The organism is Agrobacterium sp. YIC 4121 (genome assembly GCF_002008205.1).
Lineage (GTDB): Bacteria > Pseudomonadota > Alphaproteobacteria > Rhizobiales > Rhizobiaceae > Agrobacterium > Agrobacterium leguminum.
Map to the genome: position 1 here is coordinate 13,257 of NZ_MRDI01000007.1, position 21,038 is coordinate 34,294.

General features: G+C 60.0%; 21 protein-coding genes and 1 pseudogene. 16 read left to right on the forward strand and 6 right to left on the reverse strand.

Annotated elements, in window-relative coordinates; all coding sequences use genetic code 11:
• The first annotated feature begins 13 nt into the window (after window positions 1-13).
• The 3 genes from BTE54_RS10965 (at window position 14) to BTE54_RS10975 (ending at window position 2,970) form a co-directional block, all read left to right on the forward strand.
• On the forward strand, window positions 14-1,309 hold the full coding sequence (locus BTE54_RS10965; protein WP_078052470.1) for an MFS transporter: 1,296 nt from the start codon (window positions 14-16) through the stop codon (window positions 1,307-1,309).
• A 310-nt stretch (window positions 1,310-1,619) separates the two neighbouring features.
• Window positions 1,620-2,318 (forward strand): OmpW family protein, encoded by a 699-nt coding sequence (locus BTE54_RS10970; protein WP_078052471.1) that lies wholly within the window; start codon window positions 1,620-1,622, stop codon window positions 2,316-2,318.
• 208 nt (window positions 2,319-2,526) lie between these two features.
• A complete protein-coding gene (locus BTE54_RS10975; protein WP_077984241.1) occupies window positions 2,527-2,970 on the forward strand; it encodes a glyoxalase superfamily protein in 444 nt (147 codons plus the stop codon).
• 72 nt (window positions 2,971-3,042) lie between these two features.
• On the opposite strand, the gene BTE54_RS10980 is transcribed toward BTE54_RS10975, so the two are convergent.
• The 4 genes from BTE54_RS10980 to ugpB form a co-directional block, all read right to left on the reverse strand.
• On the reverse strand, window positions 3,043-4,104 hold the full coding sequence (locus BTE54_RS10980; RefSeq protein ID WP_078052472.1) for a sn-glycerol-3-phosphate import ATP-binding protein UgpC: 1,062 nt from the start codon (window positions 4,102-4,104) through the stop codon (window positions 3,043-3,045).
• Window positions 4,104-4,952: a sn-glycerol-3-phosphate ABC transporter permease UgpE gene (ugpE, locus tag BTE54_RS10985; RefSeq protein ID WP_078052473.1), complete on the reverse strand. Its 849-nt coding sequence runs from the start codon at window positions 4,950-4,952 to the stop codon at window positions 4,104-4,106. Before ugpE ends, BTE54_RS10980 begins: the two co-directional genes overlap by 1 nt.
• A gap of 10 nt (window positions 4,953-4,962) precedes the next feature.
• Window positions 4,963-5,844, reverse strand: a complete 882-nt coding sequence (ugpA, locus tag BTE54_RS10990) for a sn-glycerol-3-phosphate ABC transporter permease UgpA (RefSeq protein WP_078052474.1) — start codon at window positions 5,842-5,844, stop codon at window positions 4,963-4,965.
• 69 nt (window positions 5,845-5,913) lie between these two features.
• On the reverse strand, window positions 5,914-7,224 hold the full coding sequence (gene ugpB, locus BTE54_RS10995) for a sn-glycerol-3-phosphate ABC transporter substrate-binding protein UgpB (protein WP_198939126.1): 1,311 nt from the start codon (window positions 7,222-7,224) through the stop codon (window positions 5,914-5,916).
• A gap of 328 nt (window positions 7,225-7,552) precedes the next feature.
• Between ugpB and BTE54_RS11000 the strand changes: the two genes are divergently transcribed.
• The 3 genes from BTE54_RS11000 to BTE54_RS11010 all read left to right on the forward strand — a co-directional run bounded on the left by BTE54_RS11000 (window position 7,553) and on the right by BTE54_RS11010 (window position 9,469).
• A complete protein-coding gene (locus BTE54_RS11000) occupies window positions 7,553-8,668 on the forward strand; it encodes a GTP-binding protein (protein ID WP_198939125.1) in 1,116 nt (371 codons plus the stop codon).
• On the forward strand, window positions 8,665-8,934 hold the full coding sequence (locus tag BTE54_RS11005; RefSeq protein WP_006700378.1) for a hypothetical protein: 270 nt from the start codon (window positions 8,665-8,667) through the stop codon (window positions 8,932-8,934). The genes BTE54_RS11000 and BTE54_RS11005 overlap by 4 nt, the downstream gene beginning before the upstream one ends.
• A gap of 97 nt (window positions 8,935-9,031) precedes the next feature.
• Window positions 9,032-9,469, forward strand: coding sequence for a YqaA family protein (locus BTE54_RS11010; RefSeq protein ID WP_004445041.1), 438 nt, complete (start codon window positions 9,032-9,034; stop codon window positions 9,467-9,469).
• A gap of 155 nt (window positions 9,470-9,624) precedes the next feature.
• On the opposite strand, the gene zigA is transcribed toward BTE54_RS11010, so the two are convergent.
• Complete coding sequence (gene zigA, locus BTE54_RS11015) at window positions 9,625-10,830, reverse strand: zinc metallochaperone GTPase ZigA (protein WP_078052476.1); 1,206 nt, start codon at window positions 10,828-10,830, stop codon at window positions 9,625-9,627.
• A gap of 348 nt (window positions 10,831-11,178) precedes the next feature.
• On the opposite strand from zigA, the gene aztA reads away from it, so the two are divergent.
• The 10 genes from aztA to ugpC all read left to right on the forward strand — a co-directional run bounded on the left by aztA (window position 11,179) and on the right by ugpC (window position 20,899).
• Window positions 11,179-11,991 (forward strand): zinc ABC transporter ATP-binding protein AztA, encoded by an 813-nt coding sequence (aztA, locus tag BTE54_RS11020; RefSeq protein ID WP_078052477.1) that lies wholly within the window; start codon window positions 11,179-11,181, stop codon window positions 11,989-11,991.
• Window positions 11,984-12,850, forward strand: coding sequence for a zinc ABC transporter permease AztB (aztB, locus tag BTE54_RS11025; RefSeq protein ID WP_078052478.1), 867 nt, complete (start codon window positions 11,984-11,986; stop codon window positions 12,848-12,850). Before aztA ends, aztB begins: the two co-directional genes overlap by 8 nt.
• A gap of 27 nt (window positions 12,851-12,877) precedes the next feature.
• Window positions 12,878-13,903, forward strand: coding sequence for a zinc ABC transporter substrate-binding protein AztC (aztC, locus tag BTE54_RS11030; protein ID WP_078052479.1), 1,026 nt, complete (start codon window positions 12,878-12,880; stop codon window positions 13,901-13,903).
• 125 nt (window positions 13,904-14,028) lie between these two features.
• The gene (locus BTE54_RS11035; RefSeq protein WP_078052480.1) at window positions 14,029-14,502 is read left to right on the forward strand and encodes a ribonuclease HI; all 474 of its coding nucleotides are present in this window, start codon (window positions 14,029-14,031) and stop codon (window positions 14,500-14,502) included.
• A gap of 228 nt (window positions 14,503-14,730) precedes the next feature.
• Entirely contained in the window at window positions 14,731-15,423 is a 693-nt protein-coding gene (locus tag BTE54_RS11040) for a FadR/GntR family transcriptional regulator (RefSeq protein ID WP_059757227.1), read from the forward strand.
• Window positions 15,420-16,592 (forward strand): PLP-dependent transferase, encoded by a 1,173-nt coding sequence (locus BTE54_RS11045; RefSeq protein WP_078052482.1) that lies wholly within the window; start codon window positions 15,420-15,422, stop codon window positions 16,590-16,592. Before BTE54_RS11040 ends, BTE54_RS11045 begins: the two co-directional genes overlap by 4 nt.
• A gap of 38 nt (window positions 16,593-16,630) precedes the next feature.
• Entirely contained in the window at window positions 16,631-17,890 is a 1,260-nt protein-coding gene (locus BTE54_RS11050; RefSeq protein ID WP_078052483.1) for a sugar ABC transporter substrate-binding protein, read from the forward strand.
• A 149-nt stretch (window positions 17,891-18,039) separates the two neighbouring features.
• Entirely contained in the window at window positions 18,040-18,984 is a 945-nt protein-coding gene (locus tag BTE54_RS11055) for a sugar ABC transporter permease (RefSeq protein ID WP_143240709.1), read from the forward strand.
• Between the two features lie 3 nt (window positions 18,985-18,987).
• The gene (locus BTE54_RS11060) at window positions 18,988-19,818 is read left to right on the forward strand and encodes a carbohydrate ABC transporter permease (protein ID WP_035228147.1); all 831 of its coding nucleotides are present in this window, start codon (window positions 18,988-18,990) and stop codon (window positions 19,816-19,818) included.
• Window positions 19,819-19,822: 4 nt separating this feature from the next.
• Window positions 19,823-20,899: a sn-glycerol-3-phosphate ABC transporter ATP-binding protein UgpC gene (gene ugpC, locus BTE54_RS11065; protein WP_078052484.1), complete on the forward strand. Its 1,077-nt coding sequence runs from the start codon at window positions 19,823-19,825 to the stop codon at window positions 20,897-20,899.
• 3 nt (window positions 20,900-20,902) lie between these two features.
• Here the strand turns inward: ugpC and BTE54_RS25250 are convergent.
• Window positions 20,903-21,038 (reverse strand): annotated as a pseudogene (locus BTE54_RS25250) (sugar ABC transporter ATP-binding protein); the annotation flags it as partial.

Here is a 21,038-nt window from a genome sequence, read left to right on the forward strand (position 1 = left end):
AGGAAATTTGAACATGCTCTCCACACGCCTCGCCAGCTGGATGGCCGGCAGAAATCTGCATTATGGCTGGCTCGTTGCTGCAACCACCTTTTTGACCATGCTGGCCACCGCCGGTGCGATGGGATCCGCCGGGGTGATGATCCAGCCGCTGCATCAGGAATTCGGCTGGGATATCGCCGATATTTCCTCCGCAATGGCCGTCAGGCTGGTGCTTTTTGGCCTGCTCGGGCCTTTTGCCGCTGCCTTCATGAATCGTTTTGGCGTCCGGCAGGTGGTTTCCACCGCGCTTGCCCTGATCATGGGCGGCATTGTCGCCTCCTTCTTCATGACCGAGGTGTGGCAATTGCTGCTGCTCTGGGGCGTGGTGATCGGCGTCGGCACCGGCATGACCGCACTGGTATTGGGCGCCACCGTGGCGACACGCTGGTTTTCCAAGCGTCGCGGACTGGTGATCGGCCTCATGACGGCGAGCAACGCCACCGGCCAGCTGGTTTTCCTGCCGCTGCTGGCGGCGCTGACGGAAGCATACGGCTGGCGAACCGCCTTGACCCTGTCCGTTGCGGTAATCGCCACCGCCATGGTTCTCGTCCTGCTTTTGATGCGTGACCATCCTGCCGATGTCGGCCTGCCGGCCTATGGCGAGACGGCGGTGGCGAAGCCGGTCAAGCAGGATCACAATCTTCTCGCCACACTGGTATCGCCGCTGGTGACCCTGAAGAGCGTATCGGGGAACCCGGTGTTCTGGGTGCTTTTCGGCACCTTCTTTGTCTGCGGGCTTTCGACCAACGGCCTCATCCAGACACACTGGATTTCGATCTGCGGCGATTTCGGCATGGCTGCGGTGACGGCGGCGGGCACGCTGGCGGTGATCGGCATTTTCGATTTCTTCGGCACGATCTTCGCAGGCTGGCTTTCCGACCGGTTCGACAATCGCTTCCTGCTGTTCTGGTTCTACGGTCTGCGCGGCCTGTCCCTGTTGTACCTTTCATTCTCGGGGTTCAGCTTCGTGGAGCTTTCAGTCTTTGCCGTCTTTTATGGGCTGGACTGGGTGGCGACGGTGCCGCCGACGGTGAAGCTCGCTGCCGAGAATTTCGGCCGCGAAAAGGCCGGTCTCGTTTTCGGCTGGGTGTTTGCGGGCCACCAGCTGGGAGCCGCCACAGCCGCCTTTGGCGCCGGTTTCTTCAAGAGCGACTTCGATACCTATATGCCCGCGCTGCAGATTGCCGGTCTGATGTGCATGATCGCGGCCGTCTCGGTTCTGCTTCTGCGCAAGCCGGGCTCCGCAACCCTGACGCCCCAGGCCGCTTGATAGACGTGATGCACTGGAAGGAGGCCTGCATTTGCAGGCCTTTTTTCGTATTTTTCCGGCATCTGCCGGCGCGTTGTGCACGAGCTCCACGATCGCCGGACGGCACTTGTTGCGTAATTGTCACAATCCTTGCCGGTTAATCGTTCCGATCCATGATCGGGGTCCCGGTTTGATCCATCTCAATCGGCCCGTCTCTCCCTTCGTCATAGTGGCCCCAAGCGGTTGCGGCAGGCGAAGATTCGCGAAAGCCCGCCGTCATCAGCCGGTTCCGGGGACTTGCCCGGCTGCGGTGCGCTATAGGAGAGATGGAATGACGAACAGAAACAAAAAAACCACCTTGCTTGCCAGTGTCGCAGTTGGCGTTGCGGCCATGCTGGTATCCGCCAATGCCATGGCTGCCGATCTGGCCCAGGCAGCGCCGGCCCCCACCGCCGAAGAGGCGATTGCGGCGGCAAGCCCGTGGATGCTGCGCGTGCGCGGCCTCGGCGTCATCACCCATGACAGCGGTAGCGTCGACGGTTTGCCGGGAGCGGGCCTGTCCTATTCGGACACCGTGATCCCGGAACTCGACATCAGCTATTTCTTCACCGAAAACTTCGCCGCGGAGCTTATCCTCGGCACCACCTATGCCAAGATCAACGGCGAAGGCGTGCTGGCCGGCACGCCGGTCGGCAAGACGTGGCTGCTGCCGCCGACGCTGACGCTGCAATATCACTTCACCGATTTCGGTGCTTTCAAGCCTTATATCGGCGCGGGCGTGAACTATTCGCTGTTCTATAACCAGACGGAAAAGCCCGGTTTCAGCAATCTCGATGTCAAGAACAAGGTCGGTGCAGCCGTGCAGGTCGGTTTCGACTATATGCTGGACGAGCATTGGGGCGTGAACTTCGACGTGAAGAAAATCTTCCTCAAGACCGACTGGACGGCGGAACTCGGCGGCACGCCGATCAGCGGCAAGGCGAAGCTCGATCCGTGGCTGATCGGCGCGGGTATCACCTATCGCTTCTGATCACGGGATCGGCTGAGCACCGCCTTTGACGGGCGGCGCTTTCTGGGCTATAGGGACGGCCACGGGCAAAGAGCCCCGGCCGTCCGCAGGCGTTTGCGCCCCTGGTGAAGCTCTTTCTTTAATAACGGTCATCCCATGTTTTGCATGTCGTCGATGGCAACGCGGACCCCCTTCGGAATAGTCGGCATGCGCATGTTGGAGAACCGTTATGAACGTGTCCAAACCGCTTCCCGCACTTGAGGGACTGAAAGAACAGGCAAAACGCCTGCGCGCCGCCCTTGAGGATCAGGGGCAGGCAATCACCCATTCGAAAGCGCTGGAACTCATCGCCGCGCAATATGGCTTCCGCGACTGGAACACCCTCCACGCATCGGCCGGCAATCGCCCCGCCTTCAACCCCTATCTTCTGGGGTCTAGGGTGGAAGGTTTTTACCTCGGCCAGCCTTTTGTGGCCTCCGTTCTGGGCGTGCAGGCGCTCGGCGGCGATCCCGAACGCTACCGGCTGACCCTGCATCTCGACGATCCGGTGGATGTGGTGACTTTCGAAAGCTTTTCCGCCTTCCGGCAGCGCGTTCATTGCAATGTCGATACATCCGGCCGCACGGTGGAGAAAACCTCCAACGGTCGGCCGCAGGTGGAGCTCGTCTGGTAACGAGCCGCCGGAGATTCTTGCAATAGTGCGAGCACCCGCCGAGTGGCGGGTGTCCCTTTTTCGTCGGCAGGCTTAGATTCTCTTCCCCGCCGCATCGAACAGGTGAAAATCCTTCGCCTGGGCGGCGATCTTCAGCGTTTCGCCGATGCGCAGCTGTGAGCGGCCGTGAACGCGGAAAACGATGGTGGTGCCGTCTGCAAAGGAGCCATGCACATAGCTTTCCGCCCCCACCAGTTCCACGGCGTCCACCTGAACAGTTCCGGTGAAGGCGGCGTCTGCGGGGGCTTCATCGGCAAGGGTAATGTCTTCGGGGCGGATGCCGAGCGTGGCGACGCCCTGCGGCAGTGCTGCGGTTCCCTGCACCGACCAGCCGGAAGAGCCGTTTGCCGATGTCGCACCATGGCTCAGCAGGTTCATGGAAGGCGAGCCGATGAAGGTGGCGACGAAGGTGGTTGCCGGCTTTTCGTAAAGCTCGATCGGCGTGCCCATTTGCTCGATGCGGCCGGCATTCAGCACCACCAGCCGGTCTGCCAGCGTCATGGCCTCCATCTGGTCATGGGTGACATAAACGCTGGTCGTGGCGAGCGAGCGCTGCAGGCGACGGATTTCCACACGCATCTGCACGCGCAGCTTGGCATCGAGATTGGAGAGCGGCTCGTCGAACAGGAAGGCTGCCGGTTTGCGCACGATGGCGCGGCCCATGGCCACACGCTGGCGCTGGCCGCCGGAAAGCTGGCGCGGCTTGCGCTCCAGGAACTGTTCGATCTCCAGCGCCTTGGCCGCCTCGGTGATGCGCCGCTCGATTTCCTCCTTCGGCGTGTTGCGGTTCTTCAGGCCATAAGCAAGGTTCTGGCGAACCGTCATATGCGGATAAAGCGCATAGTTCTGGAACACCATGGCGATATCGCGGTCGGAGGGTTCCAGATCGTTGACGACACGGTCGCCGATGACGATCTGGCCGCCGGAAATGCCTTCCAGCCCGGCGATCATGCGCAGCAGGGTGGATTTTCCGCAGCCGGAGGGGCCGACCAGCACGATCATTTCGCCGTCGGCGATGTCCATCGATACGCCCTTGATGGCCTCGACATTGCCGCCATAAACCTTGCGGACGTCTTTCAGCGCAATTTTTGCCATTACTTTTCGGTCTCCACCAAACCTTTGACGAACCAGCGCTGCATCAGCACCACAACGATAATCGGGGGGATGATGGCGAGGATCGCCGTCACCATCACATAATTCCAGGGCGTCGAAGCGTCGGTGAAATCCACCATGCGCTTCAAGCCGATGATGATCGTGTTCATCCTGGCGTCGTTGGTCACGAGCAGCGGCCAGAGATACTGGGTCCAGCCATAGATGAACAGGATCACGAAAAGGGCGGCGATATTGGTTCTCGACAGCGGCAGCAGGATATCCCGCATGAAGCGGAACGGCCCTGCATTGTCGATGCGTGCCGCCTCGACCAGCTCGCCGGGAATGGTCAGGAAGAACTGCCGGAACAGGAAGGTTGCCGTCGCAGATGCCATCAGGGGCAGCGTCAATCCCGCATAGGTGTCGATAAGCCCAAGATCGACGATGACCTTGTAAGTGGGCAGGATACGCACCTCCACCGGCAGCATGAGCGTGATGAAAATCATCCAGAAGAAGCCCATGCGGAAGGGAAAGCGGAAGAAGACGATGGCGAAGGCCGACAGGAACGAAATGACGATCTTGCCGATGGCGATGGCGAGCGCCACGACGAAGCTGTTGAACAGCAGCCGTTCGAGGCTGACGCCGACCACTCTTTCGACACCGCCGACCATGGCCTCGGTGTAATTGGCGCCAAGATGGTCGCCGGGCAAAAGCGACATTGGCGGGCGGATGATATCCGTCGACGTCATGGAGGAGGCGACGAAGGTGTAATAGATCGGGAAGGCCACGATGATGATGCCGAGTACCAGCATCAGATGGGCGATCACGCGGGCGACCGGGCGATTTTCAATCATTGTGAAATCCTCAGCCGTAATGCACGCGCTTCTCGACGAAGCGGAACTGGAAGGCGGTGAGCGCGATGACGATCACCATCAGGATCACGGATTGCGCGGCGGAAGAGCCGAGATTGAGGTTCACGAAGCCGTCATTATAGACCTTGTAGACCAGCGTTTCCGTCGCCTTGGCCGGGCCGCCGCCGGTGACGGCATGGATGATGCCGAAGGTATCGAAGAAGGCGTAAACCGTGTTGACGACCAGAAGGAAGAAGGTGGTCGGCGCGAGCAGCGGGAAAACGATGGTCCAGAAGCGCCGCGAACCGCGCGCGCCATCTATGGAGGCCGCCTCCAGCAATGATTTAGGAATTGCCTGCAAGCCTGCGACAAAAAACAGGAAATTGTAACTGATCTGTTTCCAGGCAGCCGCCGCGACGACGAGCAGCATGGCCTGATCGCCGTTGAGCAGCGGGTCCCACATGATGCCGTTGCGGCGCAGGATGTAGGAGAAGGTGCCCATGGCAGGGTTGAACATGAAGAGCCACAACATGCCGGCCACCGCAGGGGCGACGGCATAGGGCATGATCATCATGGTGCGGTAAAAGCCCTTGCCGCGCACCACGCGGTCCGCCGCCGTCGCCAGAAGCAGCGCCAGCCCCATGGAGACGAGCGCGGTCAGGATGCTGAAGATGACGGTGACCTGCAGCGAGTTCAGATAGCTTTCATCCGACAGCACGGCGGAAAAATTCGCCAGCCCGACGAAATTGCTGCTCAGCCCGAAGGCATCCTCGCGCATGGTCGACTGGTAAAGCGCCTGGCTTGCCGGCCAGAAGAAAAAGATCACCGTGAGGATGATCTGCGGCGCGACCAGCAGATAGGGCAGGATCTTGTTGGGGAATACGACGCTTTGCACGGCGATCTCCTGATGAGATGGGAATGCCGCCCGCACCCTGTTGAGGATGCGGGCGGGGCAGGGGATCGTTTAGTTGCCGGCAGCCTGTTTGATGGCCGCATCGCCGCGCTCGACGATCTTGTCGAGGGCGGCTTTCGCGTCCTGCTTGCCGGCCAGCATCGCCTCGAATTCCTCATTCATGATGTCGCGCACCTGCGGCAGGTTCACGAGACGCACGCCCTTGGAGTTTTCTGTCGGCGGCTTGCCCATCATCTGCAGCAGCGGCGTTTCACGGGCGGGGTTCTTGTCATAGAAACCGGATTTCTTGGTTTCCTCATAGGCCGCGATGGTCACGGGCATATAGCCGGAGACCTGATGCAGGCGCGCCTGAATCTTGGTCTGGGAGAGGAAGTGGAAGAACTCGGCCACGCCCTTATATTCGGCATCGCTCTTGCCGCCGAAAACCCAGAGGCTGGCGCCGCCGGGAATGGTGTTCTGCGGACCATGGCCCTCATAATAGGGAAGCTGACCGATGCCGTAATTCATGCCCGTCTTGACGATATCGCCAAGGCCGCCAGAGGATTCGGTCAGGATGCCGCATTCGCCGGACATGAACAGCTGCTTGGCTTCGGAGGTGCGGCCGCCATAACGGAAGGTGCCGTCCTTGGCGAGATCGGCAATCGCCTGGAAATGCTCGACGAAGAGCGGCGCATTGACCGCGAGCTTCACATCTGTGCCGCCAAGGCCGTTTTCATTGCTGCCATAGGAGACGTTGTTCCAGGCGGCGAAGTTTTCGGTCTGAATCCAGGTGAGCCAGGTGGAGGTGAAACCGCACTGCGCGGCACCGCTGGTCTTGATCTTCTTGGCAGCTTCGAAAACTTCCGGCCAGGTCTTCGGCGGGTTGGCGGCGTCGAGGCCGGCCTTCTGGAAGACATCCTTGTTGTAATAGAGGATCGGCGAGGACGAATTGTAAGGGAAGGACAGCATGGTGCCGTCAGGCTTGGAATAATAGGCCACGATGCCGGCCAGATAGTCGGCCTTGTTGAAAGTGTAGCCGCCTTCCTTCAGCACGTCCGCCACCGGCTTGATGGCGCCGGCAGCACCCATCATCACGCCCGAACCGGCGTCGAAGACCTGAATGATCGCCGGCGGCTGCTTGGCGCGGAACGCCGCGATACCGGCATTCAGCGTTTCCGGATAGGTGCCCTTGAAGACGGGCGTGATCTTGTATTCTTTCTGGCTATCGTTGAATTCTTTGGCAAGCGTATCCACGACCTCGTTATTGGCGCCGGTCATGGCGTGCCACCACTGAATGTCCGTTACTGCATATGCATTCGATGTGACAAAAAACGAAAGCGCGGATGCCGCGGCGAGGCGGTAGCTGAGTTTTTTCAAGGCGATTCCTCCCATTATGAAAACAGTAAAAGATACAGCCCCTTAATTGCAGCCTATCCTCCTCGATATGGCTGCGGGCGATCTTTTCTGTATTAGCATTGCCGATTAAAAGCGAACTCTAACGAAAATGCAATAGAACGTGGAACGATTAAAACGAAAGTGAAGGAAACGGATTTATTATTCCATTTCCTTCGTTCCACGGTTTTTTCATGCGCTTGGCCACCGGCGCGTGTCTCCGCTGGATTCTCTCCTGTCGAAATCCAATAGTTGCCATTGATATGTTATTACATTACGTATTGCATTGCTGTGAATTTGTGCGGGCGAAGAGGTGGATGTGTTCGGATTGAAGCGTAAAAAGGCGGTTGAGCGCAGGGACGATTCGGCTGGCCTGCCATCATTGCGAACGGTGCCGGTTACCCTGCTTACCGGCTTTCTCGGTGCAGGCAAGACCACCTTGCTGAACGCGCTTCTGGCTGAGCCGGCCATGCGGGATGCGGCCGTGATCGTCAACGAATTCGGCTCGGTGCCCATCGACCACGGTCTGGTGCGGACGGGGTCCGAACGATATTTCAGAACGACGACGGGTTGCATCTGCTGCACCGCCACGAGCGATATCCGCACCTCGCTTTACGAACTGCATCAGGCCATTCTGGAAGGGGTAATGCCTGATGTCTCGCGGGTTGTCATCGAAACCACCGGTCTTGCCGATCCTGCGCCGATCATCAACAGCCTCATCGCCGGCGGCACACCGGCGCTGGGCCTGCGGGATCACATCGTCGCCCGGCATTTTCATCTTTCGGGCGTGGTGACGGCTTTCGACGTTGTCTCGGGCCCGCCGATGCTCAACAGCTTCATTGAGGGCTGGAAACAGCTTGCCTTTGCCGACCACATCGTTTTGACGAAGACCGATCTGACCGATGACGCGGCGCTGGACCGCGAAAGCCTCACCGATCTCAATCCCGCAGCCTCGTTTCATGATCGCAACGCTGCCGATTTCGATCTGATGTCGTTGTTCAACGCATCGGATTATTCGCTGTGCGGCAAGGCGGAGGATGCGCCTGCATGGCTCGCGGCCGACAGGCTGAGCCTTCATGCGGCCCATCAGCACGATATCAACCGCCACGGCGTCGGGGTCGAGGCGTTTAATCTCACCTTTGACGGGGTTTTTGACCCCCAGGCCATTGTGACTTTTCTAGAGCTCGTCACCAGCAATGTGCATTCCGGTCTGCTGCGGCTCAAGGGAATTTTCGGGGCGACGGATGATCCGGAGCGACCGGTTGTCGCCCACGCGGTGCAGCATCGGCTTTATCCGCTTACCCGCCTGGAGCGCTGGCCGGATCAAGATCGTTCGACACGTATCGTGCTGATCGGCATGGACATGCCGCAAAAGCCCATTCGCGAGCTTTTCGACACATTGGCCGCGCAGGCAAGGCGAAAGGGCAGGGCATGAACAATCCGCTTGCACGCAGTGGCTCCGCGATCATCTCGCACGCGCGTCTTCTGAAGCAATGGTCACGCGATTTGCTGCAACTCAAGCCGGAAGACAGTATTACCGTCAGCGAGCTTTCCTGCGCGCTGCCGGATTGCCCGCCACGGGAAACGGTGATCGTCATCCTCGCCGTTTCCGGTACGACCCGGCAATTATCCATCCACAAGGCGCTTCTCGCGGTGGATCATGACGATATTGTGCGCGCCATTGCCGCGAATTCAGCTTGAGAACCGGCCTCCACGCGGCAGAGCCGCTTGACCGCCGCGGCCCTTATCCGCCACTTCAGGGACAGCGATGGGATTCGCGGATGATGAAGGGCACGGAATGGCCGATCTGGCTGTATATGCGGGTTTGTTTCTGACGGCGTTCATTGCGGCGACCATCCTGCCCATGCAGTCGGAGGCGGCGCTTGCGGGGCTCATTCTTCTGAAATCCCAGCCCGTCTGGCTGCTGGTTGTCGTGGCGAGTGTCGGCAATGTCGCCGGGTCCTTCGCCAACTGGCTGCTTGGCCGTGGCATCGAACGTTTTCGACATGAACGTTGGTTCCCGGTCGGGGAGGCTGCGCTGCAACGGGCGCAGAACTGGTACCGGCGTTACGGCAAATGGTCCCTGCTGCTCAGCTGGGCGCCGATCATCGGGGACCCTCTAACGGTTGCGGCCGGCATCATGAAAGAGCCGCTGCCGGTGTTTCTGCTGCTGGTCACCATCGCGAAGGTCGGGCGATACGTGGTGCTCGCGATGGTGACGTTGAATTTTTCATGAAGCTTCTCCTCCGTCATGCCGGGCTGGATCCGGCATCCAGCCACGGCGCGTCTGCGCCGTGAAAAGAGTTTTTCGCGATCAAGGACTTGACCGCGCTGGACACGGACCTGATCCGGAGTGACGGTTTGCGGCTGCCCCGCATCGGTAGCTACCGATCAAGCTGCCTGCCGGTCCCAGCTGGCGAAAGGATCGGGCAGGTGCCGCCAGGCATCGGGCGTGAAGGCATCCGTGTCGATCAGGCAGGCATCGAGCTGGGCGCGGATGCGGGCTTCATTCATTGGATCGGAACCTATGAAGACGATTTCCTGCCGGCGGTCGCCGAAGACCGGGTCGAGATAGGGCTTCATCATATCAAGGAACTGCTTTTCGCGCGGCCATTGCTCTTTCGGCACGGCGGACCACCAGAGACCCATCTTGCCGGTGCGAACCAGGGCGCCGGCCTGGCTGATCTCTCCCACATAACGCGGCCGCGTCGCCAGCCAGAAAAAACCCTTGGCGCGCACGACCCCCGGCCAGGCGCGATCGATGAAACGCTGGAACAGCACGGGGTCGAAAGGCTTTTTGGTACGATAGACGAAAGAGCGAATGCCATATTCCTCGGTTTCGGGAATGTGGTCCTTGAAACCATGCAATTCCTTGAACCAGAGAGGGTGTTGTTCGGCCCTGGCGAAATCGAAGCGGCCAGTGCCCAGAACCTCCTTCAGCGCCACCTTGCCGAAATCGGCCTCGATGAGTTTTGCATCGGGGTTCAGCCCGATGATGATCTTGCGGGCGGCATCCCGCTCCTCTGGCGTTGCAGCGCCGATCTTGTTGAGCACGACGACATCGGCAAATTCGATCTGCTCCACCAGAAGATCGACGATGGTGCGGTTGTCGCCATCGCCCGCCGTTTCGCCCCGGTCGGCCAGAAAATCGGACGAACCGTAATCGTTGAGAAGATTGGCGGCGTCCACCACCGTCACCATCGTGTCGAGCCGGGCAACATCGGAAAGGCTGTGACCATTCTCGTCGCGGAAATCGAACGTCGCGGCGACGGGAAGCGGCTCGGCGATGCCGGTCGATTCGATCAGCAGATAGTCGAAACGGTCCTGCTCCGCCAGCGCCCGCACTTCCTTGAGAAGATCGTCACGCAGGGTGCAACAGATGCAGCCATTGGTCATTTCCACCAATTGCTCTTCGGTTCGGGAGAGATTGGCCCCGCCGTCACGAACCAGCGCCGCATCGATATTGATCTCGCTCATGTCGTTGACGATCAAGGCCACGCGCAAACCATCGCGATTGGCGAGAATGTGGTTCAGAAGCGTCGTCTTGCCAGCGCCTAAAAAGCCGGAAAGCACGGTGACGGGTAGTTTTTTCGACATTTGGACCTCGTTCTGTAAAAACGTGTTTCGAGTGGACCTCGGCGGACACGTCGGGGGCATCGGGAAACGATCCGGCGTGGGGCTCACAGTTACCTTATGTAACGTAATAACATTACGTATATGGAGCGTGTCAACAGGTAAGGGAGAAATTGCTTTCGGCATGAGCGTGGTGGTTACGCGTCCGGATGAATAATTCGCCGTTTGCCAGCAACGGCCTACCCCCGGAGGGGACAGCGTGCTAGTCCCGCCTCCACCAGTAAATGTTATTTCATTACATATTCGTTTGACGAATGTAATAACATTACATATCAAGGGTCATCGAATGACATCCTACTTCCGGAGGGATCGATGAACGATCCGTGCCTTATCTTCTCAAATCTGACCCTTGGATATGCCGGCCGGGCGGCGGTGCACCATCTCAATGGTAGTATTGCCCGCGGCTCGCTTACCGCCGTTATCGGCGCCAACGGCTCGGGAAAATCCACGTTGATGAAAGGCATTGCCGGCATTTTGAAGCCGCTTGGCGGCGAATGTCGGGTTAGTCCGGCGATCTCCGTCGCCTATCTGCCGCAACAGTCGGAGCTGGACCGGTCCTTTCCCGCTCAAGTACGAGACCTTGTGGCCCTCGGTCTCTGGCCGAGACGCGGCCTGCTCGGACGACACCGTTCCGAAGATCGGACGGCGATCGACCAAGCGCTGAAAGCGGTCGGACTGTCCGGTTTTGAAAGGCGAAATATCGACTCCCTCTCGGGTGGCCAGATGCAGCGTGCCCTTTTTGCCCGGGCCATGCTGCAGGATGCGCAGCTCATTCTGCTCGATGAGCCCTTCAATGCCGTCGATGAGCGGACGGTGACCGACCTGCTGGTGCTGATCAAGGCATGGGTGGCGCAAGGGCGCACCGTTATGGCCGTACTTCACGATCACCAGCTCGTGCAGCAGCATTTTCCCCAGACGCTTTTCCTGGCGCGAAGGCTGGTCGGGCTTGGTCCAACGGCTGAAGTCCTGCAGGCGGAGAATCTTCGTCAGGCCCGACATTTCCATGAGGCGTGGGAGGCGAACGCGCCTTGGTGCGCGCCGGCTTCCCCTCCGCTCCCTCCGGATCCGGCGGCGCCGCCGCACGCCCACGCCCACTTCCACGCGAATTCGAATAGCCATGGCTGATATCTTCATCGATCCTTTCATCCAGTATGTCTTCATGCAGCGTGCGCTTGCCGGTGCGCTGATCCTCGCGGTCAGCTGCGGTCCCGTCGGGGTTTTTCTGATGCTGCGCCGCATGAGCCTGACCGGCGATGCCATGTCGCACGCCATCCTGCCGGGCGCTGCTGTCGGCTTTCTGTTTTATGGGCTGGACATTCTGCCGATGACGATTGGCGGGCTCGTCGTTGGCCTCGTGGTCGCGCTGGGGGCCGGCGCGGTGTCGCGTTTCACCGTTCAGAAGGAGGACGCCTCTCTCGCCGCGCTTTATCTGATTTCGCTGGCGCTCGGCGTGCTGCTCGTCTCATGGCGTGGCTCCAGCGTCGACCTGATGCACGTTCTGTTCGGCACGGTGCTGGCGCTGAACAATGAGGCGCTCGGACTGATCGGCGGCATCTGTGTCATTACGCTTGCGGTGATGATCACCTTCTGGAGGGCGCTCGTGGCGGAATGCCTCGATCCGCTCTTCCTGCGCTCGGTCAGCAGATGGGGCAGCCCGGTGCATTTCCTCTTCCTCGGCATCGTCGTGCTCAATCTCGTGGGTGGCTTTCAGGCGCTGGGAACGCTGCTTTCAGTCGGGCTGATGATGCTGCCGGCTGCCGCCAGCCGCTTCTGGTCAAACCGCGTCGCGCCCATGTGCTTCATTTCCATCGGCATCGGCATGGTGTCCTGCTTTGCGGGTCTTGTCCTGTCCTATCACGCGTCGCTGCCATCGGGCCCGGCGATCATCCTTTCGGCGGGCGCCGTCTATGTGCTCTCCATCCTCTTCGGCACGCGCGGCGTGCTCATCGATCTTCTCGGTTCCGGCCGCCACCGCGCGGCCTGAAAACAGCCTTTGAAACAGGAGAATCCAATGTTCAAAACCTTCCGCTTAGCCACCTGCGCCAGCCTTCTTTCCCTCTCCCCGGTTCTGATGGCGCAGGCGTCCGCCGCCGAACTCAAGGTCGTTGCCAGTTTCTCGATCATCGCCGATTTTGCGAAGAACGTCGGCGGCGACCGCGTTGAAATCACCACGCTGGTCGGGCCGGATGGCGATGCCCATGTCTATGAACCCCGCCCGGCCGATGCCGTCGCCGTCAGCAAGGCGGATGTGGTGCTGGTCAACGGTCTGGAATTCGAAGGCTTCCTGAAACGGCTGATCGACACCAGCGGCACCAAGGCACCGGTGGTGGAGCTGACCAAGGGTGTGGAGCCGCTCAAGCTTTCCGAAGAGCCGGCCGGTCACGCCCATCCGGAAGCCGAGGAAGAGGAAGGTCACGACCACAAGGCAGAGGAAGCTGGCCACAGCCATCAGACCGCCGAGGCCCATGATCACGACCACGGCCATGAGGGACATCACCATCACGGCGAGTTCGACCCGCATGCCTGGCAGTCGATCAAGAACGCCGAAATCTACGTGAAGAACATTGCCGGCGCCTTTTGTGAGGTCGACAAGGCCGGTTGCGCGACCTACACCGCCAATTCGGACGCCTATATCGCCAAGCTTGCCGCTCTGAACGAGAAGGTGAAGACCGAGATCGCCGCCATCCCGCCGGAAAAGCGCGTCATCATCACCTCGCATGACGCCTTCGGTTATTTCGAGCATGCCTATGGCCTGAATTTCCTCGCACCTGAAGGCGTATCGACGGAATCCGAAGCCTCGGCCGCCGATGTCGCCAAGCTGGTGGATCAGGTAAAGCACGACAAGGCCTCGGCGATCTTCGTCGAAAACATCACCGACAAGCGGTTGATCGACCAGATTGCCAGCGAAACCGGCCTGAAGGTTGGCGGCACGCTCTATTCCGACGCGCTTTCGACTGCCGACGGCCCGGCTGCAACCTATATCGACATGATCAACCACAATATCGAGACGATCACGGCGGCTGTGCTCGGCCAGTAAGTTCGACCATATCGCTGTGAGTTCGGGGAGGGTGGCCTGTGCCGCCCTCTCTGCTTTTGTGTTTATGCCATGGCCCTGGAACTCTTCCTTTAGCGATTTCCATATCGGTGCTAAAAAGCCTCCTCATGTCCGATGCGCTTCACATCTTCACCGACGGTTCCTTCGACGATGCTTCCAGCTCCGGAGGATGGGCGTTCGTGGTTCATGAAGCGGGCCACCAAGTCCATTCCGCTTCAGGCAGGACTGTCGGCACATCGAACAATACGTTCGAGGTCCTCGCTGTTCTCAACGCACTATCCTGGATCGCCGCCGAGGCGCCAACACGGGCTGTCACGCTCTGGACGGATGCCGTTCATGTTATCGAAGGCTGCCGCCGATACAGGGCGATCTGGCGCAACAACGGCTGGAAGCGGATCACGCCCAACCAGCGTACCCGCCGAAGACCGATCCCCGACAGGGACATCTGGCAGCAGCTCGACAGCCTGCTGGAGCGGCATCCCCATGTGGTTGTAGAATGGTGCAAAGGGCATTCCGGCACTGTCGGCAACGAGCATGCCGATGCTTTGGCTCGGGGAGTGGCCCGCGCGACGGCGATTTAGCCGGCGGCCATCAGTCGCCGTGATTCGGCGCTTCAACCTCTTCACTTCAGCCATCCCGTCTTGACCTTTTTCCGTATCGAGCGGTCGCGCCGGTACTCTTTCGGGACTTCAGCCGAATGGTGTGCAGGCACGGCCGCCTTGCCGGTTGACAATCGACATCCCGTTTGAAATGGTAAGATGTCAGACCAATTTAGAGGGTGCGTCTTGGACAGGTCCAGCCGGGAACTCATGCAGCCAATTCCGCCGAGCGACCGCGTGCGCCAGGTGGAGGCTGCGCTTTCCGACTATGTGGAGCGGGCGGGGCTGAAGGCGGGAGACCGGCTGCCGGCGGAGCGGGAACTGATGGCGGCGCTGGGCGTCGGCCGGTCCACCATCCGTGAAGTCATCCGCAAGTTTCAGGCGCTCGGCGTTATCGACAGCCGCAAGGGCAGCGGCAATTATCTGCTGAAGCCGATCTCCGCCGCCACCGTCCACATGCCGATTTCCATCGACGCCGAAAGCCTGCGCGACGCGCTGCTGATGACGCTGGAGGTACGGCGCGGCATCGAGGTGGAAGCCTCCATGGCCGCTGCCCGCCGCCGCACGCCGGAGGATATCGCCACAATGGAAGCGCGGCTCGATGAGATGGAGCGGGTGCATCTGGCCGAAGGCACCTCCGGCAAGGCCGATCTCGCCTTCCATCTGTCGATTTACGACGCCACCCACAATACGCTGTTCAAGCAGCTTCTGGAGCAGATGCGCGAAGGTTTCGAACGTTTCTGGTCGAAACCCTTCGACCGCCCGGATTTCGCCGGCCGCTCCTTCCCCTTTCACCGCACGCTATTCAACGCCATCGCCGCCGGCGATGCGGCCGGTGCGCGTGAAGAAACACTGAAAATCCTCGCCGTCGTCGAGGAGGATATCAAGGACATGTCGAAATGAACCAAGGCAACGATCTCTTCGATCCCGCCTCTTTGATCGTCGCTCATGATGAGGCCCACGCCTTCGAGGCCGTGGTGCCGCCCATCGTGCAGACCTCGCTTTTCACCTTTTCCAGCTATGACGAGATGGTCTCCACCTATCGCGGCGAAAAGGTGCGGCCGGTCTATACGCGCGGGCTGAACCCCACCGTGCGGCTGTTCGAGGAGATGCTGGCGAAGCTGGAAGGTGCCGAAGATGCACTCGGTTTTGCGAGCGGCATGTCCGCCATTTCCTCCACCGTGCTCTCCTTCGTTTCGCCGGGCGACCGGATCGTCGCCGTGCGCCATGTCTATCCCGATGCGTTCCGCCTGTTCGGCACCTTCATGCAGCGCATGAATATCGAGGTGACCTATGTTGACGGCCGCGATGAGGCGGCGGTTGAAAAGGCGATGCCGGGCGCAAAGCTGTTCTACATGGAAAGCCCGACGAGCTGGGTGATGGAGGCGCATGATGTCGGCGCGCTCGCCGCCATTGGCAAGCGGCATGGCGCCGTCACCGTCATCGACAATTCCTGGGCAAGCCCGGTCTTCCAGCAGCCGATTTCGCTGGGTGTCGATCTCGTCGTGCATTCGGCATCGAAATATCTTGGCGGCCATAGCGATGTGGTCTCCGGCGTGGTGGCCGGTTCGAAGGCGATGATTGATCGCATCCGGGCGGAAACCTATCCCTATCTCGGCGGCAAGATGTCGCCTTTTGATGCCTGGCTGCTCATTCGCGGGCTTCGCACCCTGCCACTGCGCATGAAGGCGCATCAGGCCTCGGCTTTGGATATCGCAACGCGTCTTCACGCGCTCGACGTCGTGGAAACCGTCTGCCATCCCGGGCTGGCGAACCGCCTGCCGCCGGGTCTCAACGGCACGTCGGGCCTGTTTTCCTTCATTTTCAAGGAAGGCGTGGATGTGCGCGCTTTTGCCGACCGGCTGAAGCTTTTCAAACTGGGTGTTTCCTGGGGCGGGCATGAAAGCCTGATCGTCCCCGGCGAAGTGGTGCTTGAACAGAAGGCGCAGCCAAACTCCGCCCACACCTTCGGCATCAGCGCGCGTTCGGTGCGCCTGCATGTCGGGCTGGAGGGCACGGAAGCCCTCTGGAACGATCTCGAACCCGCGATCAAGGCGGCTACCGCCGCCTGACGCATTTTTAAACTGACGACAAAAAAGGGGAGAACGACATGAAAAAACTGGTAACAGCAGCAATCTTCACCGCCCTGATGACCGGAACGGCGCTGGCGGACACGACCTTGAAGCTGGTGGAAGTCATCACCAGCCCGGAACGCACCGAAACGCTGAAAGGCATCGTTTCGAAATTCGAAGCGGCCAATCCCGGCACCAAGGTTGAAATCATCTCGCTTCCATGGAGCGAGGCTTTCCAGAAATTCGCCACCATGGTCTCTGCGGGCGATATTCCCGATGTGATGGAAATGCCTGATACCTGGCTGTCGCTCTACGCCAATAACGGCATGCTCGAAAGCCTTGAGCCCTACCTCGCCAAATGGGAACACACGGCAGGGCTCAGCGAGCGCACGCTCGAACTCGGTCGCGACGTAAAGAACACGGCCTATATGCTGCCCTACGGCTTCTATCTCCGCGCCATGTTCTACAATAAGAAACTGCTGGAACAGGCAGGCGTGAAGGAGCCGCCGAAGACGCTCGACGAATTCGCCGACGCCTCGAAGAAGGTCGCGGCCCTTCCCGGCAAATATGGCTATTGCCTTCGCGGCGGCCCGGGCGGCCTCAACGGCTGGGTCATGTTCGGCGCCTCCATGGCCGGTTCGAACGAGTTCTTCACCAAGGATGGCACCTCCACCTTCGACAGCCCCGGCTGGGTGAAGGGCCTGACCTATGTGATCGATCTCTACAAGAACGGACTGGCGCCGAAGGACAGCGTCAACTGGGGCTTCAACGAAATCGTTGCCGGCTTCTATTCCGGCACCTGCGCTTTCCTCGATCAGGACCCGGATGCGCTGATCGCCATTGCCCAGCGCATGAAGCCGGAAGATTTCGGCGTCATGACCATGCCGAAGGGACCTGACGGCAAGACCTTCCCGACGATCGGTTTTGCTGGCTGGTCGATGATGTCGAAATCCGAAAACAAGGACCTTTCCTGGAAGCTGATCGAGACGCTCGAAGGGCCGGAAGGCAATATCGAGTGGAACAAGAAGACCGGGGCGCTGCCGGTGCACAAGTCGGCGGAGAAGGACCCCTTCTATGCCAGCGAGCAGTTCAAGGGCTGGTTCGACGAGCTGGCCGACAAGAACGCCGTGCCGACGACGATGCCGACCTATCTCGAGGAATTCGCCTTCTTCAAGGATTCGCTTGTGATCAAGACGTCGCAGGAAGCGCTGCTCGGCGATATCACGCCGGAAGACCTTGCCAAGCAATGGGCTGATTACATGACCAAGGCGCAGCAGAAGTTCCTGGCCTCGAAGTAACGACATTGACCGGCCGTGCGGGCGCACATGCCCGTGCGGCGGTCTTGCCGGCCTTCGCTGCGACAGGCCTTTTCATAGAAATTTTTGGATCGGTAAGCCGATAGGCTGGAAAACCCGTCCGTTCCGTCGTCCGATCAGGGAGCGATACAATGTCCTATGCCCATGGCGCCGGGCCGGTGGCTGCGCGCAAACCGGCTGGCAAGCCCGCGATGCGGCGGTTTGCCGATTGGGCCGAACCGTGGCTTTACAGCGCGCCCGTGCTGGTGCTCATCGTCGCCGTTATGCTGGTGCCGCTGGTGCTTGGCCTCTCCTATGCCTTTCGCGATGTGCAGCTGCTCAATCCATTTTCCGGGGGTTTCGTTGGCCTCAAACATCTGGAGGCGCTGTCGCAGGATGCGGCCTTTTACCGGGCGCTGAAAAACACGCTGTGGTGGACAGGCGCTTCGGTTTTCCTGCAATTCTTCTTCGGCCTCATTCTGGCGCTGCTGCTCGATAAACCCTTTGCGGGCAGGGGGCTGGCGCAGGCGCTGGTATTCCTGCCATGGGCCGTGCCCACCTTCCTTGCCGGTCTCAACTGGGCGTGGCTGTTCAATCCGGTCATCGGGCCGCTACCGCACTGGATGGTCTCGCTCGGGCTGTTATCCGCGCCTAACAATATCCTCGCCGATCCGCAGCTTGCCATGTGGGGGCCGATCATCGCCAATGTCTGGTGGGGCATTCCCTTCTTTGCCATCACTTTGCTTGCGGCACTTCAGGCCATCCCGCGCGATCTTTATGAGGCGGCGGAAATCGACGGGGCAAACCCGCTGCAGCGTTTCACCTCCATCACCCTGCCGTTTCTGGCGCCCACCATCGCCATCACCATTCTGCTGCGCACCGTCTGGATCGCCAATTTTGCCGATCTCATCATCGTCATGACCAATGGCGGGCCGGCCGACCGCACGCAGATCGTCGCCAGCTACATCTTCACGCAGGCCTTCAAGCGTCTGGACTTCGGTTACGCCTCGGCGATTGCGCTGGTGCTGCTGGTGCTGCTGCTTGCCTATTCCATGCTGATCGTGCTGCTGCGCCAGCGCCTGATCGAGAAGGACTGACCGATGACATCAAGGATATTTCTCACCCTTGCCCATCGTCTGGCGATCCTCGCCTATATCGCCTTCGCACTGTTCCCACTCTTCTGGCTGCTGAAGGTTTCCGTCACGCCAAATGATCTGCTCTATAGCGAAGGTGTGAGGATGTGGCCGTCGCGGGCGACATGGGATCATTATCGTTTCGTCATAGAAAACAGTGCCTTCCCGACGTTTTTTAAGAACAGTGTCATCGTCGCGGGCTCCACGGCAATTGCCGTAACGATACTCTCCTCGCTATCGGGTTACGCGCTGTCACGCTTTCGTTTCAAGGGCAAATACTGGATCGTGGCGCTAATGCTGATCACCCAGATGTTTCCGCTGGTCATGCTGGTCGCGCCGATCTTCAAGATGCTGTCGCCGCTGGGACTCACCAATAGCCTGACGGGCCTCGTCATCGTCTATACAGCCTTCAACGTGCCCTTCGCCACCTTCCTGATGCAGTCGTTCTTCGATGGCATTCCGAAGGACCTGGAAGAGGCGGCGATGATCGACGGGGCAAGCCGGTTTACGGCCTTCCGCCAGATCATCCTGCCGCTGACGCTTCCGGGCATTGCCGCGACGCTTGGTTTCGTCTTCACCGCCGCGTGGAGCGAGCTTCTGTTTGCGCTGATGCTGATTTCCGGCAACCAGAGCGCCACTTTCCCGGTTGGCCTTCTGACCTTCGTTTCGAAATTCTCCGTCGATTTCGGGCAGATGATGGCGGCGGGCGTTCTGGCGCTCATTCCGGCCTGCCTCTTCTTCCTGCTCATTCAACGTTATCTCGTGCAGGGCCTCACGGCCGGCGCGGTGAAAGGATAATCCCATGGCTTCCATCGAGCTGAAGAATGTCGGCAAGACCTATGGCGACCTCGCCGTGCTGCATGGCGTCGATCTTGATATCAGGGATGGTGAGTTCATCGTCCTTGTCGGTCCATCCGGTTGCGGAAAATCGACGCTGCTGCGTATGATCGCAGGCCTTGAAGAGATAACGTCCGGCGACCTGTCCATTGACGGTGAACGTGTCAATGATCGTCGGCCGAAGGATCGGGATATTGCCATGGTGTTCCAGTCCTATGCGCTCTATCCGCATATGAGCGTTGCCGACAATATGAGCTATAGCCTGCGCCTGCGCCGCAGCCCGAAGGAAAGCATCGCGGCGGCGGTCGCCGGTGCTTCGGCAAAACTCGGCCTCGATCCCTATCTCGCCCGCCGCCCGAAGGCGCTCTCCGGTGGCCAGCGCCAGCGCGTCGCCATGGGCCGCGCCATCGTGCGCCAGCCAAAGGCCTTCCTGTTCGATGAGCCGCTGTCCAACCTCGATGCGCGGTTGCGCGAGCAGATGCGTGCCGAAATCAAACGCATGCATGCCGATCTTGGTGCTACCTCGGTTTACGTCACCCACGACCAGATCGAGGCGATGACGCTTGCCTCACGTATCGTCGCCATGAATGCCGGCCATGTGCAGCAGATCGGCGCGCCACTCGATCTTTATGATCGTCCCGCCAATCTTTTCGTCGCTGGCTTCATCGGTTCGCCCGGCATGAATTTCCTCGAAGGACGGCTCGTGCAGGAGAATGGCGGCAGTTTCGTCGTGCTGGGTGACGGCACGCGTCTGGCGCTTGGCCGCGATGTGAAGCTGGCCGATGGCGAACCGGTCACGCTCGGTATCCGCCCGGAACATGTGACCGTCGCGCCGGTTGAAGGCGGTGTGGAAGCGACGGTCGATCTGGTCGAGCCGACCGGCCTCGGCGTTATCCTGCACCTCACCGTGCATGGATTGCCGTTCAAGCTGTTTTCTTCAGACCGGGCATTGTTGCAGCCGGGCAAGTCCCTGCGGGTCGATTTCCCGCAGGAAAAGCTGCATGTCTTCGACAGGAATGGCGTCAGAATAGGAGAGGCGTGAGGCTCAGGCCGATATCGCCTTACCCTTTTCATCGAACCTGTGGATCTTGGTGTCATCGGGCGTGATGAAGACGGTATCGCCGTGTTTGCACTCGAACTCGCCGTCCGTGCGCGCAGTAATCGGCCCGATGCCGTTCACC

Bases quoted from the DNA above. Each gene is read 5' to 3' on its own strand.
- BTE54_RS10965 (WP_078052470.1), top strand. From the start codon at position 14: ATGCTCTCCACACGCCTCGCCAGCTGGATGGCCGGCAGAAATCTGCAT.
- BTE54_RS10970 (WP_078052471.1), top strand. From the start codon at position 1,620: ATGACGAACAGAAACAAAAAAACCACCTTGCTTGCCAGTGTCGCAGTT.
- BTE54_RS10975 (WP_077984241.1), top strand. From the start codon at position 2,527: ATGAACGTGTCCAAACCGCTTCCCGCACTTGAGGGACTGAAAGAACAG.
- BTE54_RS10980 (WP_078052472.1), bottom strand. From the start codon at position 4,104: ATGGCAAAAATTGCGCTGAAAGACGTCCGCAAGGTTTATGGCGGCAAT.
- ugpE (WP_078052473.1), bottom strand. From the start codon at position 4,952: ATGATTGAAAATCGCCCGGTCGCCCGCGTGATCGCCCATCTGATGCTG.
- BTE54_RS11005 (WP_006700378.1), top strand. From the start codon at position 8,665: ATGAACAATCCGCTTGCACGCAGTGGCTCCGCGATCATCTCGCACGCG.
- BTE54_RS11010 (WP_004445041.1), top strand. From the start codon at position 9,032: ATGGCCGATCTGGCTGTATATGCGGGTTTGTTTCTGACGGCGTTCATT.
- zigA (WP_078052476.1), bottom strand. From the start codon at position 10,830: ATGTCGAAAAAACTACCCGTCACCGTGCTTTCCGGCTTTTTAGGCGCT.
- aztA (WP_078052477.1), top strand. From the start codon at position 11,179: ATGAACGATCCGTGCCTTATCTTCTCAAATCTGACCCTTGGATATGCC.
- aztB (WP_078052478.1), top strand. From the start codon at position 11,984: ATGGCTGATATCTTCATCGATCCTTTCATCCAGTATGTCTTCATGCAG.
- aztC (WP_078052479.1), top strand. From the start codon at position 12,878: ATGTTCAAAACCTTCCGCTTAGCCACCTGCGCCAGCCTTCTTTCCCTC.
- BTE54_RS11035 (WP_078052480.1), top strand. From the start codon at position 14,029: ATGTCCGATGCGCTTCACATCTTCACCGACGGTTCCTTCGACGATGCT.
- BTE54_RS11040 (WP_059757227.1), top strand. From the start codon at position 14,731: ATGCAGCCAATTCCGCCGAGCGACCGCGTGCGCCAGGTGGAGGCTGCG.
- BTE54_RS11045 (WP_078052482.1), top strand. From the start codon at position 15,420: ATGAACCAAGGCAACGATCTCTTCGATCCCGCCTCTTTGATCGTCGCT.
- BTE54_RS11050 (WP_078052483.1), top strand. From the start codon at position 16,631: ATGAAAAAACTGGTAACAGCAGCAATCTTCACCGCCCTGATGACCGGA.
- BTE54_RS11055 (WP_143240709.1), top strand. From the start codon at position 18,040: ATGTCCTATGCCCATGGCGCCGGGCCGGTGGCTGCGCGCAAACCGGCT.
- BTE54_RS11060 (WP_035228147.1), top strand. From the start codon at position 18,988: ATGACATCAAGGATATTTCTCACCCTTGCCCATCGTCTGGCGATCCTC.
- ugpC (WP_078052484.1), top strand. From the start codon at position 19,823: ATGGCTTCCATCGAGCTGAAGAATGTCGGCAAGACCTATGGCGACCTC.